General features: G+C 66.9%; 20 protein-coding genes, 1 tRNA gene and 1 pseudogene. 15 read left to right on the forward strand and 7 right to left on the reverse strand.

The features are described 5' to 3' along the window. The first annotated feature begins 365 nt into the window (after positions 1-365). Positions 366-1298, forward strand: a complete 933-nt coding sequence (locus ACFYY2_RS15535; RefSeq protein ID WP_388742452.1) for a Yip1 family protein — start codon at positions 366-368, stop codon at positions 1296-1298. 86 nt (positions 1299-1384) lie between these two features. Here the strand turns inward: ACFYY2_RS15535 and ACFYY2_RS15540 are convergent, their stop codons facing one another. Together ACFYY2_RS15540 and dcd are read right to left on the reverse strand one after the other, a co-directional pair. Continuing rightward, positions 1385-1885, reverse strand: a complete 501-nt coding sequence (locus tag ACFYY2_RS15540; RefSeq protein ID WP_388742454.1) for a phosphoribosyltransferase — start codon at positions 1883-1885, stop codon at positions 1385-1387. 6 nt (positions 1886-1891) lie between these two features. After that, on the reverse strand, positions 1892-2467 hold the full coding sequence (gene dcd / locus ACFYY2_RS15545) for a dCTP deaminase (RefSeq protein ID WP_388742457.1): 576 nt from the start codon (positions 2465-2467) through the stop codon (positions 1892-1894). A gap of 486 nt (positions 2468-2953) precedes the next feature. On the opposite strand from dcd, the gene ACFYY2_RS15550 reads away from it, so the two are divergent. The 4 genes from ACFYY2_RS15550 to ACFYY2_RS15565 all read left to right on the forward strand — a co-directional run bounded on the left by ACFYY2_RS15550 (position 2954) and on the right by ACFYY2_RS15565 (position 4096). Next, positions 2954-3027 (forward strand) — tRNA-Gly (locus ACFYY2_RS15550). 161 nt (positions 3028-3188) lie between these two features. Beyond that, entirely contained in the window at positions 3189-3383 is a 195-nt protein-coding gene (locus tag ACFYY2_RS15555; RefSeq protein WP_024490776.1) for a type II toxin-antitoxin system Phd/YefM family antitoxin, read from the forward strand. A 27-nt stretch (positions 3384-3410) separates the two neighbouring features. Further along, positions 3411-3776: a hypothetical protein gene (locus tag ACFYY2_RS15560; RefSeq protein ID WP_388742460.1), complete on the forward strand. Its 366-nt coding sequence runs from the start codon at positions 3411-3413 to the stop codon at positions 3774-3776. Then, positions 3773-4096 (forward strand): hypothetical protein, encoded by a 324-nt coding sequence (locus tag ACFYY2_RS15565; protein WP_388742462.1) that lies wholly within the window; start codon positions 3773-3775, stop codon positions 4094-4096. The genes ACFYY2_RS15560 and ACFYY2_RS15565 overlap by 4 nt, the downstream gene beginning before the upstream one ends. Positions 4097-4418: 322 nt before the next feature. Here the strand turns inward: ACFYY2_RS15565 and ACFYY2_RS15570 are convergent, their stop codons facing one another. Beyond that, on the reverse strand, positions 4419-4763 hold the full coding sequence (locus ACFYY2_RS15570) for a hypothetical protein (protein ID WP_388742465.1): 345 nt from the start codon (positions 4761-4763) through the stop codon (positions 4419-4421). Positions 4764-5052: 289 nt separating this feature from the next. Here ACFYY2_RS15570 and ACFYY2_RS15575 point away from each other — a divergent pair, with 289 nt between their 5' ends. The 5 genes and pseudogenes from ACFYY2_RS15575 to ACFYY2_RS15595 all read left to right on the forward strand — a co-directional run bounded on the left by ACFYY2_RS15575 (position 5053) and on the right by ACFYY2_RS15595 (position 9220). Beyond that, a complete protein-coding gene (locus tag ACFYY2_RS15575; protein ID WP_388742468.1) occupies positions 5053-6270 on the forward strand; it encodes a DUF4365 domain-containing protein in 1218 nt (405 codons plus the stop codon). 103 nt (positions 6271-6373) lie between these two features. Continuing rightward, a complete protein-coding gene (locus ACFYY2_RS15580) occupies positions 6374-6622 on the forward strand; it encodes a hypothetical protein (protein ID WP_388742471.1) in 249 nt (82 codons plus the stop codon). Continuing rightward, a complete protein-coding gene (locus tag ACFYY2_RS15585; protein ID WP_388742474.1) occupies positions 6619-7020 on the forward strand; it encodes a DNA-binding protein in 402 nt (133 codons plus the stop codon). Before ACFYY2_RS15580 ends, ACFYY2_RS15585 begins: the two co-directional genes overlap by 4 nt. Positions 7021-8088: 1068 nt before the next feature. Further along, positions 8089-8706 (forward strand): DUF6461 domain-containing protein, encoded by a 618-nt coding sequence (locus tag ACFYY2_RS15590; RefSeq protein ID WP_388742476.1) that lies wholly within the window; start codon positions 8089-8091, stop codon positions 8704-8706. A 102-nt stretch (positions 8707-8808) separates the two neighbouring features. Further along, positions 8809-9220 (forward strand): annotated as a pseudogene (locus tag ACFYY2_RS15595) (DNA-binding protein). Between the two features lie 15 nt (positions 9221-9235). Here ACFYY2_RS15595 and ACFYY2_RS15600 read toward each other — a convergent pair. Then, complete coding sequence (locus tag ACFYY2_RS15600) at positions 9236-11182, reverse strand: YncE family protein (protein WP_388742479.1); 1947 nt, start codon at positions 11180-11182, stop codon at positions 9236-9238. 575 nt (positions 11183-11757) lie between these two features. Between ACFYY2_RS15600 and ACFYY2_RS15605 the strand changes: the two genes are divergently transcribed. The 5 genes from ACFYY2_RS15605 (at position 11758) to ACFYY2_RS15625 (ending at position 16296) form a co-directional block, all read left to right on the forward strand. After that, the gene (locus tag ACFYY2_RS15605) at positions 11758-12534 is read left to right on the forward strand and encodes a DUF6193 family natural product biosynthesis protein (RefSeq protein WP_388742482.1); all 777 of its coding nucleotides are present in this window, start codon (positions 11758-11760) and stop codon (positions 12532-12534) included. A 164-nt stretch (positions 12535-12698) separates the two neighbouring features. Then, the gene (locus ACFYY2_RS15610; protein ID WP_388742485.1) at positions 12699-13358 is read left to right on the forward strand and encodes an SMI1/KNR4 family protein; all 660 of its coding nucleotides are present in this window, start codon (positions 12699-12701) and stop codon (positions 13356-13358) included. A gap of 163 nt (positions 13359-13521) precedes the next feature. Further along, the gene (locus ACFYY2_RS15615) at positions 13522-13689 is read left to right on the forward strand and encodes a hypothetical protein (protein ID WP_388742488.1); all 168 of its coding nucleotides are present in this window, start codon (positions 13522-13524) and stop codon (positions 13687-13689) included. Positions 13690-13901: 212 nt separating this feature from the next. Beyond that, complete coding sequence (locus ACFYY2_RS15620; protein WP_388742491.1) at positions 13902-15674, forward strand: PA14 domain-containing protein; 1773 nt, start codon at positions 13902-13904, stop codon at positions 15672-15674. Positions 15675-16080: 406 nt separating this feature from the next. Beyond that, a complete protein-coding gene (locus tag ACFYY2_RS15625) occupies positions 16081-16296 on the forward strand; it encodes a DUF6243 family protein (RefSeq protein ID WP_388742494.1) in 216 nt (71 codons plus the stop codon). A gap of 226 nt (positions 16297-16522) precedes the next feature. Here ACFYY2_RS15625 and ACFYY2_RS15630 read toward each other — a convergent pair whose 3' ends face one another. From ACFYY2_RS15630 to ACFYY2_RS15640, 3 genes are all read right to left on the reverse strand, one after another. After that, positions 16523-17068 (reverse strand): hypothetical protein, encoded by a 546-nt coding sequence (locus ACFYY2_RS15630; RefSeq protein ID WP_388742496.1) that lies wholly within the window; start codon positions 17066-17068, stop codon positions 16523-16525. Positions 17069-17636: 568 nt separating this feature from the next. Continuing rightward, positions 17637-18401, reverse strand: coding sequence for a polysaccharide deacetylase family protein (locus ACFYY2_RS15635; RefSeq protein ID WP_388742499.1), 765 nt, complete (start codon positions 18399-18401; stop codon positions 17637-17639). A gap of 500 nt (positions 18402-18901) precedes the next feature. Beyond that, positions 18902-19501, reverse strand: coding sequence for a hypothetical protein (locus tag ACFYY2_RS15640; RefSeq protein WP_388742502.1), 600 nt, complete (start codon positions 19499-19501; stop codon positions 18902-18904). Positions 19502-19592: the final 91 nt, after the last annotated feature.

Raw genomic sequence — 19592 nt, forward strand, 5'->3', positions numbered from 1 at the left:
CGCCCCCCGGGGCGCCCGGCGGGGCCGGGGCCCCGGGGCGGGCGGGGGGGGGGGGGGGGGGCCGGCGCCCCCCCCCCCCCCCCGCCCCGGCCGGGGGGGGGGGGGGCCCCCCCCCCCCCGCTTCCGTGCGTTCCGGGCCCTCCGCTTCCGGGTCTCCCGTGCCGCCCCGGGGAGGGCCGTCCCGTGCCCCGGGGTGGCACGGACCCCACGCGGACCCCGGGGACCCCCGGAGACCCCCGGAAGACCCCGGAAGACCTCTGGGGACCCCCGGGGACCCCTCAGGGGATGTCACAGCTAGGCCGCAAAGGCGCCCCTGTTGCCCCGGCCCACACACCGCACCCACATGGACCAGGTACGTTCGATGTGTGGCTGGATTCAGGATCGGACGCGGCCGGGACAACCGCACACCGCAACAACACCCGCAGCAGCAACAGCCGTACGGCGCGCAGGCACCATCGCCGCCCTACGGCCGTCAGTCGTGGCCCCCGGCAGGAGGCGGCGCATCGCGCGGCGGCCCTCAGGGCGGCCCGTACGGCGGCGGGCACGGCGGCAACGGACACGGGGGTGGTCACGGGCACGGAGGCGGGAACGGCGGACACGGCGAGCCGGAGTACTTCGGCGACCCGTACCAGCAGCCCGCGCAGCACGACCCGTACGCCAACGCACCCGGGCACACGCAGGCGTTCAGCATCGACGAGGACGCGTACGGCGACGGGATCACCTACCACGCCGGCCAGGCACCCGCACAGCCCTCGGGCCCGCGGCTCCCCTGGAAGCAGCTGCTGAGCGGCATCGTGATGCGCCCCGGGCCGACGTTCTGGCAGATGCGCGACTACCCCGTGTGGGGCACCGCGATCGCCGTCACGTTCGTCTACGGACTGCTCGCGCTCTTCGGCTTCGACCAGGCCCGCGACGAGGCGATCCACGCGGAGGTCTCCACGGCCGCCCCGTACGTCATCTTCACCGGCATCGGCTTCGTCGTCGGTGGCCTGGTGCTCGGCGCGGTCACCCACACCCTGGCCCGTCAGCTCGGCGGCACGGGCTCCTGGCAGCCGACCGTGGGCCTGTCGATGCTCATCATGTCGATCACGGACGCACCCCGCCTGGTCTTCGCGCTGTTCCTGGGCGGCGAGAACGCCCTGGTCCAGATCCTCGGATGGGTCACCTGGCTGGCCGCGGGAGCGCTGTTCACCTCCATGGTGAGCAAGTCGCACGACCTGCCCTGGCCGAAGGCGCTCGGCGCCTCCGCGATCCAGTTGATCGCACTGCTGTCGATCATCAAGCTCGGCACGATCTGACGTACGCACGAGAAAGGGGGCTCCCGGTGCCTGGCACCGGGAGCCCCCTTTTTTTTCGGCTTCGACCTCTACAACCGCTACAACCGCTACGAGTCGAGAATCTGGCCTTCGCGACGCACCACGGGCTTTTCCACGCTCCACGGGAAGTTGATCCACCGATCGGTCTTCTTCCACACGTATTCGCACTTCACGAGCGACTGCGACTTCTCGTAGATGACCGCGCTGCGCACCTCTGCGACATGGTCGACGCAGAAGTCACGGACGAGTTTCAGCGTTTTTCCGGTGTCGGCGACGTCGTCGGCGATCAGGACCTTCTTGCGCGTGAAGTCGATCGCGTTCGGGACGGGCGCCAGCATGACCGGCATTTCCAGGGTGGTGCCCACGCCGGTGTAGAACTCCACATTCACCAGGTGAATGTTCTTGCAGTCCAGGGCGTACGCCAGACCGCCGGCGACGAAGACCCCGCCGCGCGCGATGCTCAGCACGACGTCGGGCTCGTAGCCGTCGTCGGCGACCGCCTGGGCCAGCTCGCGCACGGCGGTCCCGAAGGCCTCGTACGTCAGATTCTCCCGCGCCTCACCAGCCATGCCGCATCACACCTGAGTCCGATGGAAATTCATGAAGGAACGCGAGGCCGTCGGCCCGCGCTGGCCCTGATAACGCGATCCGTACCGCTCGGATCCGTACGGGAATTCGGAGGAGGAGGTCAGCCGGAACATGCACAGCTGCCCGATCTTCATTCCCGGCCAGAGCTTTATCGGCAACGTCGCCAGATTCGACAGCTCCAGCGTCACGTGACCCGAGAACCCGGGGTCGATGAAGCCGGCGGTCGAATGCGTCACCAGCCCGAGTCTCCCGAGCGAACTCTTCCCCTCCAGCCGCGACGCGAGGTCGTCGGGAAGGGAGATGACCTCGTACGTGGAGGCCAGGACGAACTCACCCGGATGAAGGATGAACGGCTCGTCGGCCTCGGGTTCGACCTGACGGGTCAGGTCGACCTGCTCGATGGAGGGATCGATATGCGGATAGCGGTGGTTCTCGAACACCCGGAAGTAGCGGTCGAGCCGCACATCGATGCTCGAGGGCTGCACCATCGAAGCGTCGAACGGGTCAATGCGAACCCGCCCGGCATCGATCTCGGCCCGGAGGTCCTTATCTGAGAGAAGCACGGTCCGAGGATACGCAGAACGCGCGGGCCCGCCCCAACCGGACCGCCCCGCGCGCCTGCCCCACCTATGTCCCGCTTACGCCTGCCGCCACTACCGCCGCTCGAACGACACAGGCACCGCTTGCCGCAACCGCGCGCAGCGCGGGCAGCGGATGAGCCGCCCGGGGCCGATCCGGTCGGGCCCGAGCTGCTGCATCGGGAACGACGAGGTAGCGAAAACATGCCCTTCGGCACAGCGGACGACGGTGCGCTCCATCGACTCCATCAAGTCCCTTCCCCAACACGCCATGGACGAGATCGCCACATTAGGGGATGAACAGGACGCCGCTCCACGCGGCACTCCGACGGCTCACGCTACGCCCTCAACTCCGGTCCCCCGCAACCGCATCCACACTCCGGAACAACACGCGGGCCCCGCGGCGAAGACGCCGGGGGCCTGAGATGGGGTACAGTGTGGGCGTTGCACTGCCGGTGATCGGCTCGCTTCGCGGGTGTAGTTTAATGGTAGAACATGAGCTTCCCAAGCTCAGAGCGCGAGTTCGATTCTCGTCACCCGCTCCATGAAAAAGCCCCAGGCCAGCGGCCGGGGGCTTCTTTGTTGCCATAAGCCCGATCAGGCACCCCGAGCCCGCTCTGCATCCGACGTGCCCGTTGGCTTCCTCCAGCCGTCGCACCTCACGGGCACGTATGCCAACTATGATAGTTGCTATACGCTTCAGCATATGGAGACGAAGACCTACACAACCATCGACCTGCGCAAGGGGATGGGCGAGATCCTGGATCGGACCCGGATCGCCGGCGAGGCCGCCGCCATCACCCGCAAGGGGAAGACGGTCGCCTACCTGGTGCCGGCCGAGTGGTTCGAGCAGATGGCCCGCGGGCGCCAGCCACACGAGGACCGACACGAGGCGGCCTGACCCACACCACACCAAGGAGCACGAACCATGCCTGCCCACGCACTCCACTTCGATGGGTACGAGGGGGAACCCCTTCGGTTGCCGCCCATGCCCGAACACACGCCTCAAGCACTTCGGTTGGCGATTCAGGAACACACTCCGCACCTCCTCCCGGACTTTGAGGCGCACTGGAAGCGCGTCATCGGCGACGCCTTCAGCATCACGCCCGTGCCCGCCTTCATGCGCCTGTGGTGGACGCAGTACGCCATCGCGCGGAATCCCGTCCTCGACTCGCACCTTCGCGACCTCGAAGCCCGCGCCGCCGAGTCCGAGGACCCCGAGGAGTCCCTCCGGCTCCTGGAGGAGTACAGCCGCCTCCGGCACGAAGCCGCTGAGAGGAAGCCCGGAGAGTGATCGACGAACCACTCCGGCCGCCTTGGCAAATGGACTGGACGAAGCAGGCGCAGCACGACTTCCAGAACATGCCCGCCGATGGCAGTGACCTGATCATGAGTGCCCGTGCGGAACTGATCACGGCCGAAGACCCGTACTTCCGGGGGATCGACGCCGATGCCTCGCTCCCACACTGGATGACCGTCCGGCCTCTGGCCTCCACAAGCCCCGGCGGCCCCCATATCGTGGACCTGGCCGGCGGACGCGGTTGGCTCATCTACACCTTCATGCGGCGCCACGCCGATCCCCAGATCGTCGTCACCGAAGCCTTCTGGGCCTGACGTCTGCGCCACCGGAGCGTCTGCAGCACAGGTGGCTACCGTTCCAATTTCCGTCACCCGCTCCAGCACAGAACCTCAGGCTGACGCCCTACAGTCAACGTGCCCCATCCGTGCCCAGCAGAGCGGACAACAGCGGTCGGATACGGCTCCCCAGAGACAGGGGCCCATCCACCTGCCCGCTACATATCCCCAGTTCAGGCCTCCTCTGGCAGCGCAAGAACCGTTGATTCCCAAGCTCAGAGCACGAGTTCGATTCTAGTCACCCGCTCCATGACAAAGGCCCAGGTCAGCGACCAGGGCCTTGTTTGTTGTCTGGACCTGTCTACGCACTCCTCCCCAACCGGAGCTGAGCGAGGGCGTGCGTGACCGGGCCGTTGCAGGAGCCCGGCTGGACGAAGACAGTGCCAGCGGTGGTGTCGGTCACACGGACCTCCTGCGGCGAATAGGTGAGCAGGCCGTGCAGGAAGGCGCTGAGCGGGTCGGTCGGGCACTGCCCGTGCTTCCCCTCCGGCTCGAAGTCGTTCCAGGTGGCGCTGCGCATCACCGCCGTGCCCACCTCCGCGGGAGTGAACTCTCCGTTCAGCACGAGGTAGCCGTATGACTCGTTCTCGTCAACCGGCCAGAGCGCGAAGTCTTCGGCGGCGGAGATCTCCAGAACGGGTTGCATCACCATCACATGGGGACGACGCCGGACCCACTGCTGCATCGCCACGGGCTTTCAGGTGCCGCACCGGACTCGGAATGGGCCCACAAGCTGGGCAGTTTCGCGGTGCGCTCCGCGTAGGCGAGGGACCGCACCGAAGCCGATGCCTAGCTCTCGTACTGAACGCCCGTCATCGAGCCGGCCCTGGTCATCCGAGCACTCCCAGCTGCGATGTCAGACGCATGGGGCAAGGTAGCCGGGGCGGGCTGTCGCGGTGCGCCCGGGTGGACGAGGAACCTGTGGAGAAAGTGACATGCCGAATATCCCCAAAGGGCGGCGGGTGGGCCAGGCCGCGGTGAACGCGCTGCGCACACTGCTGGAGGAGCACGACCACATCGTGCAGGAAATATCCGGGCAGAACGACTTCGGTGAAGACTTCTACGTCACCTTTACCGACGACGACGATGTCACCAGCGACACGATCAAGGTCCAGGTCAAGGGAGGCGACAGCTGGCGTCGGGGCAACGGCTATGTCGTGCCCATCGACCGGCATCGCGATACCTGGTCGGAGGGCAACATCCCGGTCTACTGCGTGGTGTACGACCCGGACACCAAGAAGCTGTACTGGGCCAATGCCACCCAGCAGCTCCGCCGCTCCGGTTCCTTCCATGAGCCTCGCTTCATCGGGATCAGCCCCAATGCGGTGCTGGACGACACCACCATGGGCTCCTTCGTTGCCCAGGCACGCCGTTACGTCGGGCGATATCGCGGCCGGCAGGCCGTTCTTACTCACCTTGAGGAGATGTCCGGAGCGGAATTCGACCCTGCCGATCACGTTCTGCACTTCGTCAACGGTGACGACGAAGACCTCATCTTCTGGAAGCGCCCGAGCGACGCAGTAGCGACGCTGCTGCTCAGCACCCAGGAATGGGAACCGGCCTGGGTCACTCTGGAGTCGCTGATGCGGTCCGAGCTTCAGCTGCCCGAGCCCCCGGACGGCCTCGGGGTCCCGGACATCGATCTGTTGACCGCCGAAGACCTGGGGCTGGGCCGAACCGAACTCATGTGGGTGGCCGCGTGCTTCGCCTCCACCCGGCGGGCGGACGAAGGCCCGGAAGGCGAACTCGTCAAGTGCGAGGGATGCCCGAGTTGCACCGGGGAGGAGCCCCCGGAACACGGCAGGATCGCAGCGGACGTCATCCATACGTACGTGCTCGAGCGCATACTCGACCGCATCGATACCGAGCCCGACCTCGTGCAGCGCTCGATCCGAGCGATGCGGGAGGAAACCGATCTGGAACCGAACGTCGTGGCTGAACTCGGCTCCCTCGAAACCGAGCCACGCATCGTCCGACAGGTCCACAAGCTCAGCCGGGCAACGGTGGAATCGGTGGACGACATTGAACCGGAGGCCTACCGGCTGGCCATCCTGTATCTCATCCAACGCATCTACGTGGGCGGCCCCTCGCTCCCCCTCGACGAACAGGTCCGAATCATCTGGCGCATCCCCGGGCCGACAGGGAGGGGGTGACATCCGGATCGTCGCGTGAGCGTCCGTACCTGACGGCGACGACGCCCTCAGCCGACCGGGCCACAACTTCCCCAGCTTTTGCATACTTCAGTATGCTTGCTACATGTCCTCCACGACCCGCATCACCGTCACGCTCCCCAGCGACCAGGTGGCGGAGCTCCGCAAGCTCACGGACAACGTCTCCGGCTATGTAGCGGAAGCCGTGGCCCGCCAGATCCGCCACCAGCTTCTGGGCGACGACCTTCGCCGGCATGAAGAAGAGCACGGAGGCTTCAGCGACGAGGAGCTCGCCGAGGCCCACTCGAAGATCTTTGGCGCCACCGCCTCTTCCAAGGGCGCGGACGCCGCGTGAGCGAGCGCGTCGAAACCGTCGTCCTGGACTCGGAAGGGCTCTCCGCCTGGATCGCGCAGGACCGCAAGCTCCTGGCGATGCTTAAGGTCTTCCACGACGTGGGAGCCGACCTGGTGATCGGGGCGAACACCATCGTGGAAGTGGCCCACTCCCGTACCAACATGCCCCGCCTGAACTGGGCCCTGTCCCGCATCAAGGTGGAGCCGGTCACCGACCAGGCGGCGAAGGCGGCGGCTGAGCTCCTCAAAGGCGCCGGACTGCACGGGCACAAGTACGCCATCGACGCCACGGTCGCCGAGGTCGCGCTCCGCCAGCCGAAACCCGTCGCCCTGCTGACGTCCGACAGTGACGACATGGCCAAGCTCTGCGGCGACCAAGTCCGCATCATCCCCCTCTGACCAGTCGGCCCGTCCGAAGCACGCGTCGCACTGCCAGCTCTCGTGCCCCATCCTTGCCCAGCAGAGCGGACAACAGCAGTCAGATACGGCTCCCAAAGGCCGGAGTCATCCACCTGCCCGATCCGAAATCGCAGGTCAGAGCCCCTCCAACAGCCCATGGCATGGCAGGTGGACCGGTGAGCCGTGACAACTCCAGCCCAAGCCCCTCCACGGATCTCAGTGGGTCGCTACGGTACGGATCACCTACACCGGAGGTCTGATGGCTGACTACGTCGCACATGCGCACAAAGCTCAGGAACTGCTCGAAGTGGCCGAGCGAACGGCGAAGGGGCGACTCTCTCCCGAGACCCGAATACAGATGGCTCAGGTCGAGGCGCTCCTTGCGCTTGCCGCTGCGATAGACAAGCAGGGGAGAGCCACGACGTCTCGCGAGGTGTAACCCGCACCTTGTCAAGGGGGGCCTGAGTTCCTGACATCAGCGGCTGACACCAACACCATTGGGCCAGGGCGATCGTGAGCGAACCTGCACGGCAGGTGGTTCGGTGTCTACGCTTGAAAGCAGGGCCGTTGGGACCTGCGTACCGGCCTGATAAAGATGAGGCCACAGACTAAAGCCTGCCTTGGCAGCCAGTACTCCAGCCGGACTTCGGTGTGTGTCCTGTTCAACGGCTTGAGCGTGGGGATTTTAGAGGGGTGGAGCCGGGTGCGGGGCGGGTTCGCCCGGCCTGTCCAACAACCAGAAGCACGATGAAGAGCTAGGCGTCCAAGACCCTCGATCGCAGACCTGATGGTCGGCTACGCGGGAGGAGCCGCGCCGATCTGAGCCCAACGAGGGGTTCGTGCTACAGCCGCGCCATACAGGGCAGGGACTCACGGAGAACTGCGGCTGCCGGAGGGACGACAGCGGATAAATACCGAAGTCGTTAGCCGGCAGGCCAGGCCCAACTCGCCCCACCGGCCCAAAGGCCTGTGCGGCAGCCCGGTGAGCGCCATCTGCAGGCAACGTGACTGACCACGCGGGACAGCCAGAGCGCATGCCAGCGGATCGAAGCGTGGGACGCTTGCGCCATGTCAAATGCCACCGCCGACAATTACCGCTGGCTCGAAAAGGACTTTGCCCGCCTTGCCGAGGCGTACTGCATCACGCTGGTGCGCGGGATCACGCCAGTGGATGTGCTCAAGGCACTCAAGGCCGAGGTGCAGGGGCGCGGGATTGGAGTAGGAACGCTGGACGAACACGCCTACGAAACGGCCCAGGTACGCGAGGGCACCCACGGTTATCTCGGAGTCGCGCCCCTCCACGGCTGGTCGGTAATGGTGGAGCCCAACGGCTACATCGGGACGCTCGACGGAGTCCTGTCGCATCTGTCGGCCGGGCGCACGGTGGTGTCCCACTTTCGGAACGTCAACGCGGTCGATCATTTCAACTGGTTCGAGAACGGGAAGCTAAGACTGCACTTCGAGCCGCTGTTTGCCTACTACCGAGACGGCGATGAGTCCGAGAGCCTCGTGACAGCCATGCGCGAGGTGGGCTTCTCCACGGAGGAAAGGAGCGCAGATGATCTAGACGTAGTCACCGCTGCCACCTTCGCTCTCGCCGAGCGCGTCACAGGGATCCGGCTGACTCCGGAATTTCTGGAGAACGCACAGTTCATCAAGGGCTTGGCGCCGATACCCGGCGACTGACCAGCTCTCGCCGGCCCGAGCGGGATGCGGGTGCTCTGACGGCAGAAGGTGACGGTGGCGGAGCCGCACGTATAGAGAGCTCGGCGGTAACAGGGGGAGCCGGTGCCCATCTCGTGGCAGCCGTGCCAGAACAGGCGGGGAAGAGCCACCTGGACCACGCAGGACCGCAAGCTCCTCGCCATGCTGCAGGTCTTCCACAACGTTGGAGCCGACCCGGTGATCGGGGCCAGAACCATCGTGGAAGTCACCCACTCCCGCACCAGCATGCCTCGCCTGAACTAGGCCCTGTCCCGTGTCAGGGTGGAGTCCGTCACCGAGCAGGCGGAAAGCGGCGGCTGAGCTCCTCAAAAGGCGCCGGTCAGCACGAGGGGATGGTGTGGACCCGGTTGCCGCAGAGCTTGGTGATCTCATCGAAGCGCCCGGCGACCGGGTGCGTGCCCGCGCCGTGCAGCGAACCCCGAAGGGCCCCACCGCGAGCGGCAGAGCCCTTCACAGGACATCGGAAGTCAAGTGATCCGGACCGGACGACCTAGTTGGAGAAGTACAGGTACTTCCAGGAGCCATACGTCGTGGAGTTCACGGTGTCCCCGGACGTTCCTTTGACGTACACCGACCGCATCCGCGCCTTGATCCCAGCCTTCCCCGGCGCTTCAAGGCGCACGGCCGACTTTCCGTTCGTGCCGAGCGCGAAGTACTCAGAGTCGGCGGAATGCCACTTTCCACCCGAGTAGACCTGGAGGTCGAAACGTTGCTTACGCCCCTTGTAGTAGGACATGGTCGTAGTGAGCAGCGGATCGGTGCTCTTGTGGAACCAGTAGTACGACGTCGAGCCGATCTTGGCGGTCCTGTAGTGCTTGGAAACTGCAGTGGAAACATTGACCCGGGCGTGCGCCGTGGACTTGACCGTCCTGGGCGCGATGCGTGTGTCCCCCTTGAAGACCGCGGTGACTTCCGTGTCCCGCGTCATGTCCACCGTCGCGGAGATGTTGCCGCTGGAGTTGACCGCACCGGTCTTCAGCAGCTTGTTGGGCTTGTCGCCGCCGAAAGGGTTCGCCCAGATCTCGACCGTGCGGTTCTTGTACGTCGAGCCGAGGTGCGCGGTAAAGGAGACGTCGGTGCCGTAGTTGTAGACGCTGCCGTTCTTGCTCAGGGTCAGCGTCGGATTCGTGAGAGGAACCGTGACCTTGTCGGACGCGCTGACCGCCGTGTGCGCGGCGTCGCCCGCGTAGGCGACCTTGTACGTGACCGTGCCGCCGGCCGGCGGGGTGTCCGTGAAGGTGTACGAGCCGTCTGCCATCGGCGCGACAACGGGCAGCGGCTTGCCCGCGGGACTCTCCAGGTCGGTGCGGGTGAGCTGCAGCTTGGCGCCACTCGGCAGCGGCACTGTCGCCGACAGCTTCCCGGTTACGGTGAGCTTACTGCCGCGTGTGGCGGTCGACGGCGCGTTCACCGTCAAGCTCGGGACGTTGAGCGTTGGGTCGGTGAGCACCTTGAGGGTGTAGCCGCCGGGCGAGCTCACGAGCGCGAAGATCCGGGAGGCGTCCGGGGCCCAGGCGAGGACGGAGGTGTCGGCGGCGTATGTGCGGATCGGCTTGGTCGCGCCGGGCCGGTAGACCGACACGTTCGCGTCGCTGATCTGGGCAACCAGACCGTTCGGAGCGATGTCCGCGCGCTGCCCGGCCGGGTAGGCGCCGGCAGCGGTGAACTTCTCGTCTGCATAGGCGTGCCGGTCCGTGCCGTCGACCAACACCTGCGGGGAACCGGGCACGAGGTCGATGTCGCTGACGTAGTTCAGCGGGTAGTCGCCGTTGTGCCAGGCGGTCACCTGGGGCGTGGCGCCGGAGACGTCGACGACGGCCATCAGGTCCTTGGTCATGTCGAAGAAGTCGGTCGCGCCGACGGCCAGCAGTCCGGGTGCGGACGGGTCGGAGTCGAGGAACGGCCCGCCCCCGAATCCGGAATCCCGGGAGAGCTGTCCGAGCGTCACCGGATCCGTCCCGCCGGCCGGGTCCACCGCCGAGTCGACCGAGCCCAGGTTGCCGTGGCCGTTCGACTGGCCTTCGTAGGTGAACCAGGCCTTGCCCCCGGTGAATTCGACGTACAGCGGGCCGATGCCGGTGGCCACCGGGTACCGGGCCTTGATGTCGAGGGTGGCCGCGTCGACGGCAACAATCTCGTGGCTGACCCGCGCCGCCGCGTACAGGGTGGTGCCGTCGTCGGAGAGAGCCAGGTCGAAGATCCCGTCGATGCCGCTCACAGAGTCGAGAAGCTTGCCACTGTAGTCGGCGGCGATAATCCTGTCGTGCGTGTCGTCGCCGACGAAGACCCGTTGTCCGACACCGTCGACGACGATGCCCGCGGGCGAGCCGATGGTCGCGGTGCCCGCCGACGCGGGACCGGCCGCGGCGACACCCAGCACCACCGAACTGAAGAAGACCGCTAGCGCTGTCGCGGTCGAGATGCTGCGCCTACGCACAGTAGTTTTACCCCCACGTGAAACCCCGATAAATGACCGGGAGTCGAGAGCACCGCGCAGCACCCGGATGTGTCCGCGGAGCGCGGTGACGCGGGGTGCGCGGCTGCTACCCGGCAGCGTATGACATAAAAGTGACAAGTAAGGGGGGCGTTTCCAGCGCAGAGAAGTCGCTCACCCGAAGGGTCGGGCGAGGCCGCCCGGAGCGGCCACCGTGGGAGGTCGTCGCAGCATCGCGGGCCAGCTTGTCCCATAGTCAACTCTGCGCTCTGTTCTTGAGCCTTCCCAAGCGCAGTGGGCTACGCATCCTCGGCGGGCGACAGCGGCCATCAAAGGGGCACACGCGCCCCGTCAGGCTGAACGTTGATTCACACCCTCACAAGTCAGTTGCTGCACAGGGATTTCAGTACCGGATGATTCCCGAGCTCAAAGCGCGAGTTCGACTCTCGTCACCCGCTCCAAGAGAAGCCCTGGGCCATCAACCCGGGCCTTCCTTGTCTTCTCGACCGCGATGCATGCCTGCGTCGGTTGTCGCTATCAGCCATCCCGGCCTCGCCATCAATGCCTAAGGTGTGCGCATGATCGAACACTCAAGCGAAGTGCTACTTCAGCTCTATCCAGAGCTGGCCACGCCCGGGGGCTTGGGAGCGGCGCTGGATCTCGAGGCGGTTCGGCGCGGGCACGGTGGCGAACGGCTGGGTCCCGTTGAGGGGTTCGCTCCCTCGGTCGCCGCATGCTGCACACGTGGCAAGGCACGGTTCGCCGTGTACGCGACCAATCCCGATGAACGCGAGTTCCGGATCGAGATCTCCACGGACTCCGGATGGCGTTGGGGCGCCTTCGGCAGTACCGATGACCTCGCAGTGGTCGACGCCATCCTCTACGCGTGGCGCGAAGGTGCGTCGATCGATCAACTGCGGCTCGAGTGGCCCTTGCTCGCGGCGTACCCGTTGGGAGCGGCACCTCCGGGGAGGGTCGTGTCGACAGCATGGCGGCTGACCCTGGAACGCTCGCCCACGATCAGGCTGGGCGACGCCGAACTGGCCGAGGCCCTGTACGCGCAGCCCGCCCTGCGCGTGTTCTTCCCGTTTCCGTCGCACGGGCAGTTCAGCCTCCTGAGCAGTACGGCTGACCCCTTCTATGCAGAGCTTCCGCGTGCAGAGCCACGCTTAGATGGACTCTGGAACGTGGTTCTCCTCCGGTCGTGCTGGACTCCGCACATTCCGTCACGTGTGCTCGGCACCGGGCTCAGCGCCCGCGAGGCCGCAGCGCTCATCGCGGCGAGCATTCCTGCGGGTAGCGGCCCGGCCATCGAAGGCGGCTGGCCGCACCCGCCACCCACCGAGACCCGGTGATCGCCCAACACCGGAACTGGCACGGGCCGATCACGGGGCGCAGGGGAACCGTCGCGGCCGTTCGCGCCACAGCACTGCGGCTCCCAGCAGGACTACCGAAGGCACCCGCTCACCGGCCGCCGAACAGCCCGACATCACCCATTCAAGATCAGTAGCGTGTGCTCATGCATGAGGCCACTTGGGCGGGAGTGCGGGAACGGGTTCTCCGGCTCGCCGAACACCCCGAATCGAAGAAGGTGTTCGGCGCGCCGGGGCACGGCTTTCGCCTCGGTCCGGTCATGAGCGAGGAGCAGATCCACTCAGTGGAAGCGGACTTGGGCGTCAGCTTGCCCACGGAGTACCGGAGCTTCGTCCTCCATGTCGGAGCGGGTGGGGCCGGTCCCCACTACGGCCTGATGACTCCGTCCTTGGGCGACGACGGTTGGCAATGGCGCGGCATCGGGCTCACGTTCTCCGCCCAGCCGACCACCGCCGAGTTCGCCGGGCGGCCCTTCGTGGCCGAGGTGCTGCAGGGTGAGATCGACGCGCTCGACGATCAGGAACCCGTGCAGGACGCCTTCGCGACCGACGAGGAGTTCCGTCAGGCTCACGTGGCCTGGGACGCGCGCTACGAGGAGCTGTACGACGCGCAGGAAGCGGGCGTGGTGTTCCTCAGCGAACAGGGATGCGGCTATACGTCGCTCCTGGTGATGACAGGCCCACATCGGGGATCCATCTGGGAGGATCTGAGACCGATGGACCGGGGCATCGAGCCGACCGGATACGGCTTCGCGCACTGGTACCGGAGCTGGCTCGAACGCACCGAGCAGCGGCTCGATACCTGACAGGGTGACGACGATGCGGTACTGCGAACGCCACGACATGCACAACTGCGCGGACTGCGCTCCACCCGCACCACGTAGCAGTGCACCCACGGGCGAGTGGGAGGTCTGGCCGGCAGCGGCGATCATCATCCACGCCAGTGGCAAGGCACACCTTCCCGGCTGCATGCACATTGTCCCGGCCGACATCCGGCCACCCCGCTACGGCTGGGTGCTCACCCCCTCACCCGGTGCCTGGCGCCGCCTCGCGCCCTCCAGCCCGCTCCGCGCCACGCAGGGCAACGTCGAGAGGGTGGCCGTGAGCCGCTGCGAGAGCTGCGACGCGTCGCAATAGGGACGCGGCTCGATGTCTGAGGGAGAGGCCGCTGTCCGAGCCTTCGAAGTCTCGAAGTGGGGCCACGCAGCGACCTTCCACGGGGCATGAGTATCCGCCCGCGGTCCGAAGCGACGAGAAGTCGCTTGACCGTACAACCACAGGCCACGCTCAGGAATCTCCTATGTCGTACGACTGCCTGTGGGGCGGTCATATGTCCAAAAGGGGACTCAGTGAGCAGTGTTGGAGGATTCCGTCTGGCTGCCGCCACCGCGGTGGTGGTGACGCTGACGGGCGGTCTCGTCGCGAGCGTCACCTCGCCGGCGTCGGCGGCCGTGTCGTGCGCGACGAACACCTACACCAGGCAGTTCTTCGCGAACACCGGCTTCTCGGGCACGCCCAAGCGCACGGACTGCGACACAGCGGTGAGCGAGAAGTGGGGCGCCTCGCCCGGCGTCTCCGGCGTCGGCAAGGACAACTTCGGTGTCCGGTGGAGTGTGAAGCGCGACTTCGGTTCAGGCGGCCCGTTCACGTTCGCCGCGTCCGGCCAGGACGGCATCCGCGTCTATCTGGACGGCGCACGCAAGATCGACCTGTGGAAGAACGGCACCAAGACCGTCTCCAAGAACGTCAACCTCACCATCCCCAAGGGAACACACACGCTCCGTATCGACTACGCCAACTGGACGGGTGCCGCCGCCGTAAAATTCGCCTACACACCCCGCACGCAGACCACCGTGGACCGAGTCGCACCGCTGGCGCCCACCGGGGCGAAGGTCGTGTACGACAAGGGCAGCGACTCCGCCACCTTCTCCTGGGCACCCAACAAGGAGATGGACCTCGCCTACTACCGGGTCTACCGGCAGACCGCGGCAGGTGACTGGGGCCCCACGGTCCTCACCAGCAAGACCGCTTGGACCGAAACCGGACTGCCCCGCAACGGCAAGCCGATCCGCTACTACATCAGCGTCACCGACCGCGCCGGAAACCTGTCCGAGAGCACACCCGTCCTGACGGTCGATCCGGTCGACACCGTCGCCCCGACCGCGCCCGTCCTCGCGGTGTCCCACATGGCCAACACCCCCAGCACCCTGAAGGTCAACTGGGACGAGCGGACCTCGGACGAGATGAGGAACGGCGGCACCATCAGCATCTACCGCTCCACGGGCGACATCCTCGGCGACAGCCCCGAACTCATCACCAGGATGACGAAGGAGTCGGCGCCAGAGGCGACCTACGTGTACTTCGACGAACTGCCGACGTACGACGGCACCACCTACACCTACGCCGCCGTGATGACCGACGCCGCCGGCAACGCATCCACGATGTCCTCGCCGGATTCCGTGACCCCCGACCATGTTCCCCCGCCGGCGCTCACCGGTCTGACCGCGACTCCGCGCGCGGACGGCGTCGTGCTGAGCTGGGACGCCCCCACCGAAAGCGGCCTGAACTATGCCGCCACCCGCGTCGTACGGCGGCCGGACGGCAGCATCCGCTACGACAGCGACGGGTGCTACGACGCCGGCCCCTCGGAAAAGCTCGCCCTGCCCAACGCCATGCTGTGCGCCGGACCGGCGGACGGCGAGACGGTGACCTTCCTCGTCGTAGCGTTCGACGAGTGGAGCAACCACATCGACCTCGGCCTGGCTTCCTCCGTCACCACCACTGAGCTCGACACCAGGCCCGATGACGCTCTCGGCGAGGACTCCGGGGTGCTCACCGTCCTCAATCCCGACGACGTGGCCAGAAACGGCTACATGGATTGGGCCTGCGCCGACGAGGCTGCCTGCTCCGGCATCACCAACTACCTCGTCGAGCGTTGGAACCCGGCCACCAGGACGTACGCACCGGTCACCTCCGTCGCGGTGGTCCCCGGCCGCCATTACCGCGCCATCACACGCCTGCCGCGCGGAGAGACATCGCACTTCCGGATCACCGGGATCCTCGCCGACGGAACACCGGGCGCCGTCGTGCACTATTCGGTGGCCCAGGGCTCCTACATGTGAGCCCGGAAACCGTGCCGACGGCTTCACGACGGTGGCGCGGGTTCTGTCCCGGAAATGATCAGCAGAACGTCCCCGGCTGCACTGACCGCTCGGTAAGCATGGTGTGTCGTGCACCGCGACGAGGGGACGCGACCTCGACGTCGCGTCCCCGCCTTCCGCGGGCAGGTCCGGAGATTCACGCCGGGGAGACGCCGGGCAGCGCTTCAGGCCGGGACCGGGGCCGATGCCGGGCGCGAAGGCCTGGCGTGCGGGTCCGGCGGAACCGGGTAACGTCTTTGACGTGTTCTTCCAGGTGCCGATTTTCGAGTGAGAGCGTGATGGGCCCCTGCTGACGTCCTCTGACGTCGCCACGCCCGTCCTCCACCGGCGGCTCCGTAGATCACTTCACATCGTTTCGGGAGAACCCATGACTGACAGCAAGAACATCAACAACCCCGTGGGCATGGGCGGCGGCCAGCGCAAGAAGCTGTCCCGCGCCGAGCGGCAGAACAACGGTCCGCACCGCAACCTCGACCGCCAGAACGCCGCCGATCAGAAGGCGGAGCTCGTGCGCAAGATGCGCGAGAAGACGGGCGGAGCCGCGGGCGCCGGGCAGACGGACGACCACACCGCGCAGAGCTGACGCCACGCCGCCGCAGCGAGGTGGCTCGGTGCAGACGGCAGGGCCCGGACCGCGATGCGCGATCCGGGCCCTGCCGTCGTACCGGGGCTCCCAGCGCTCGGCAGAAGAAGTCACAGGGGAAAGGAGCAGCCGCCGGAGGCTCTGCGAGCTCCTTGCAAGGGTTTCCGGACCTGTGGAAGAACGCCCGCGAACCTCTCACGTGCCCGATTCGGAAACCGGTCCGCACTCAGCCGACGACGCGAACGAGTGTCCCCTTGGTGGCGAAATTCCACAGCGCTGTGCCGTCCGCGACACTTTCGCGAATCGCGCCGGTCTTCAGGGTGCCGTCAGGTGCGGGAGAGGCCCCGTCAACGGCGTGGGAAAAGGCTGATCGCGCCCCGAAGTAGACCGCGTGCTGGATGCGTACACCATCACTGCCCGTACCCTCCGCGCGGCGGAAGGCCACCGGATACTTCCCTACTGCCGGGGCCACGTTGCCCGGCCACACCGTAAAGGTGCGAGCGGTGGACTCACTCTCGGAGACCAGCCACACCCTTTTCTGGGAGAGCGAATACACGACCCGCCGGCCGGTTCCGGAGTTTTCGGGAACCGGGTAGATCTTGGGCTTGACCGCAGAGGGCCGAGGCTTCGGAGTCGGCTTGGGATCGGCACTCACGGTGCCCTTTTCAGGAATGTTCCGGGAGGCCTGCACCGACAAAAAGGAGACCGTGGCGAGGGCGGCAGCCAGCAAAACGACGATCCAGACACCGGAGGATATCCTGCGGGTCGCCATCAGAATGCTCCTCTATGTCATGCTCTGCCCTCTACGGGTCAGCGTTCGCGATCATCAGCTTATCGGAGCCCCGCAACTGCGGCGTCGCCGTGTGACGTCGTCGGCCTGCCACATCGATCGCCTCCAGGATCCGAAGCAGGTGAGCTGCCACCGGGCGAACGGCACCCCCGTCGTCGCCACCTCTCCGAGGGCCCCGCGCAACCGGTCACGCCCCCTGGATCCGCCCCGGAGCGGGCCGCCGAGCACACCGCCAGGATGATCCTGTGATGGTGCCCACCACCCGTTCGTGGCCCGACGGCTGCGGGAGTGGTCTCTGCTGCGTGCCATCACTCTCGGCCGGTCCTGGGACCCGCAGGCCCTGCTCCGAGCGACCGACTGGCTCCAGCGGCGGGCTGCCGCCACCTCGGCCGTCTACGCAGTCCGGCTCCTCGCCGCGCACGGTCGCACCAAGCGGGTTCGCCTCACCGCCAGGAGCGTCGTGCACCAGGAGCGTCGTCCACCCACAGCATCACGATGACGGGGCAGGTCGTTCGGCCGCCCGCCGGCGGTGCGGGCGGGCGGGCTCCGTTCACCTCACCGGGAAGCCGAAGACGTATCCCTGCTCCCTGAGCCAGGGCAGCACCTCGCGCAGGGCGTCCAGTGTCTGGGAACGATCGCCTCCCGCGTCGTGGAAGAGGATGGTCGGGCCGTCGGCGATCTCCCTCTTGACGGTGGCGACCATGGTGTCCGCGCCGGGACGCTCGAAGTCCTTGGTGTCGACGTTCCAGCCCAGGGGCCGCATCCCGCGCGATGCCGCGAGCTGTCGGCTGTAGGGGGTGAAGGCGCCGCCCGGGGCCCGGTAGTACTCGGGCCGTACGCCGCCGGAGGCCTTGGTGATCATGCGTTCGGCGTCCAGGATCTGCTGGGACTGGTACGCCTCGGGCTTCGTGTCCATGGCGGTGTCGTGCGAGACCGTGTGGTTGCACAGCCGGTGGCCGCCCGCCACGACCTCCTTGACGAGGTCCGGGTACGCCTGCGCCTGCGTGCCGACCATGCAGAACGTGGCCTTCACGCCGTTGTCCTTCAGCAGCTGCAGCACCTGAGGTGTCCAGGCCGGGTCCGGTCCGTCGTCGATGGTGATGTTGACACCCTGCGGGCCCCGGTCCGAGGCGTGCGCGATGTCCACGGCCACCTTGGCGACCCGGGTGTCGGGCGCGGAGTCACTCGCCTTCGGTCGCCCCCCGACCTGTTCGGCCTGTGCGGTCCACATCGAGGCCCCAGCGGCCAGCACGGTCACTCCGAGAGCCGCCGCGAGAAGCCTGCTGTTCCATCCCTTCTGCTTGTGCCGTGCCATGTCCCGCCCCTTTGCCGTCTCCGCCGATGCCGTGCACCCATGAAGACATACGAACCCCCGGTCAGGCTGCCTCTGTTACCGGTCCCGGACGAATCCACCGGAGGCCGGCGACAAAGACAGGGATTCCGCGACAGAAGAGAGGCACGACGGGGGCAGCGCGCCGTCCGACCTGCGGCTTCGGCTCGGATGCGGCCGCCGGACGTGGCACGGCGCGGCCGGACCGGGGCAGGGGCAGGGACAGGGACAGGGCACTTGCCTCGGCCCCTGTTCCCGGCCTTCGACCTCACGCAGGACGCCCGGCCGGGAGATCCCGGCCGGGCGTCCGAAGCCGGCGTGCAACAGCCCCTCGGTGGGCGGAGGTTGCCAGGACCCCTCCCCCGCCCACCACGGGGCGGCGGCTCGCGCCTCGGAAGTGGTCTCGCAGCTGTCGCCGGTTCAGATCGTCAGGTCAGACAGTCGGGCCGGACAGTCAGGTCGGACGGTCGGATCAGACAGTCGGATCAGATCGTCGGGGTGTCGTCGACGATCTCCTGGTGCGGTTCGACGACGAACTTCCAGCCCTCGCTGGGCTCCAGGAAACGCACGCGGGTCGGGTAGATGTCCAGGGCGCGACGGTCGCGGTTCTGACTGCTGTTGTTCTTCCGCCCCCTGACCGGCTCCTCGTAGAGGTCGACCTTGACGTCCGGAACCGCGACGGCTTCCTCGCTCCACCGCTGGACGACCCCCGCACCGAACGCGTCGCGCGCGGCGGAGTAGAGCGAATCCAGCGAGTCCTTGTTCCCGTTCGGCACGAAGAGGGCGAGGTTGAGGAGGACTCCGGCGCTCTGCAGGACCTCGATCTCCTGCCCCGACTCGTCGGCGATCCAGACGCCGGCCTCTTCGGTGTTGTCCGGGAGGACGTGAATGGTCTCACCGAAGACCGTCCTCGCGACGAAGGACCCGCCTTCGAAATTCTTGCCCGGCTCCGTGAGGAAAGCCGGGGCGTAGCAGTCGAGAGGAAAGCCTTCCGTCCCCGCCGAGACGAAGATGCCATCCTGCAGGCCCAGGCCCGAAATCTCCTCGGCCGTCAGACGCCGAGCCGTAACCTTCTCGGTATTCACGCCGTTCCCCTTTTAGTTGTGACGTCCTGCGAATGCATTAATACTCTACCACGAAAAGGATCACTCCCTTCCCATTACGCACCCCCCGCTT

This window comes from Streptomyces sp. NPDC001822 (genome assembly GCF_042892135.1).
GTDB lineage: Bacteria > Actinomycetota > Actinomycetes > Streptomycetales > Streptomycetaceae > Streptomyces.

What these genes read in the sequence shown, in the direction of transcription:
- ACFYY2_RS15630 (WP_388742496.1), bottom strand. Translation starts at nt 17,068, where the DNA reads ATGGCGACCCGCAGGATATCCTCCGGTGTCTGGATCGTCGTTTTGCTG.
- ACFYY2_RS15540 (WP_388742454.1), bottom strand. Translation starts at nt 1,885, where the DNA reads ATGGCTGGTGAGGCGCGGGAGAATCTGACGTACGAGGCCTTCGGGACC.
- ACFYY2_RS15625 (WP_388742494.1), top strand. Translation starts at nt 16,081, where the DNA reads ATGACTGACAGCAAGAACATCAACAACCCCGTGGGCATGGGCGGCGGC.
- ACFYY2_RS15570 (WP_388742465.1), bottom strand. Translation starts at nt 4,763, where the DNA reads ATGCAACCCGTTCTGGAGATCTCCGCCGCCGAAGACTTCGCGCTCTGG.
- ACFYY2_RS15580 (WP_388742471.1), top strand. Translation starts at nt 6,374, where the DNA reads ATGTCCTCCACGACCCGCATCACCGTCACGCTCCCCAGCGACCAGGTG.
- ACFYY2_RS15575 (WP_388742468.1), top strand. Translation starts at nt 5,053, where the DNA reads ATGCCGAATATCCCCAAAGGGCGGCGGGTGGGCCAGGCCGCGGTGAAC.
- ACFYY2_RS15615 (WP_388742488.1), top strand. Translation starts at nt 13,522, where the DNA reads ATGCACATTGTCCCGGCCGACATCCGGCCACCCCGCTACGGCTGGGTG.
- ACFYY2_RS15590 (WP_388742476.1), top strand. Translation starts at nt 8,089, where the DNA reads ATGTCAAATGCCACCGCCGACAATTACCGCTGGCTCGAAAAGGACTTT.
- ACFYY2_RS15610 (WP_388742485.1), top strand. Translation starts at nt 12,699, where the DNA reads ATGCATGAGGCCACTTGGGCGGGAGTGCGGGAACGGGTTCTCCGGCTC.
- ACFYY2_RS15555 (WP_024490776.1), top strand. Translation starts at nt 3,189, where the DNA reads ATGGAGACGAAGACCTACACAACCATCGACCTGCGCAAGGGGATGGGC.
- ACFYY2_RS15605 (WP_388742482.1), top strand. Translation starts at nt 11,758, where the DNA reads ATGATCGAACACTCAAGCGAAGTGCTACTTCAGCTCTATCCAGAGCTG.
- ACFYY2_RS15560 (WP_388742460.1), top strand. Translation starts at nt 3,411, where the DNA reads ATGCCTGCCCACGCACTCCACTTCGATGGGTACGAGGGGGAACCCCTT.
- ACFYY2_RS15635 (WP_388742499.1), bottom strand. Translation starts at nt 18,401, where the DNA reads ATGGCACGGCACAAGCAGAAGGGATGGAACAGCAGGCTTCTCGCGGCG.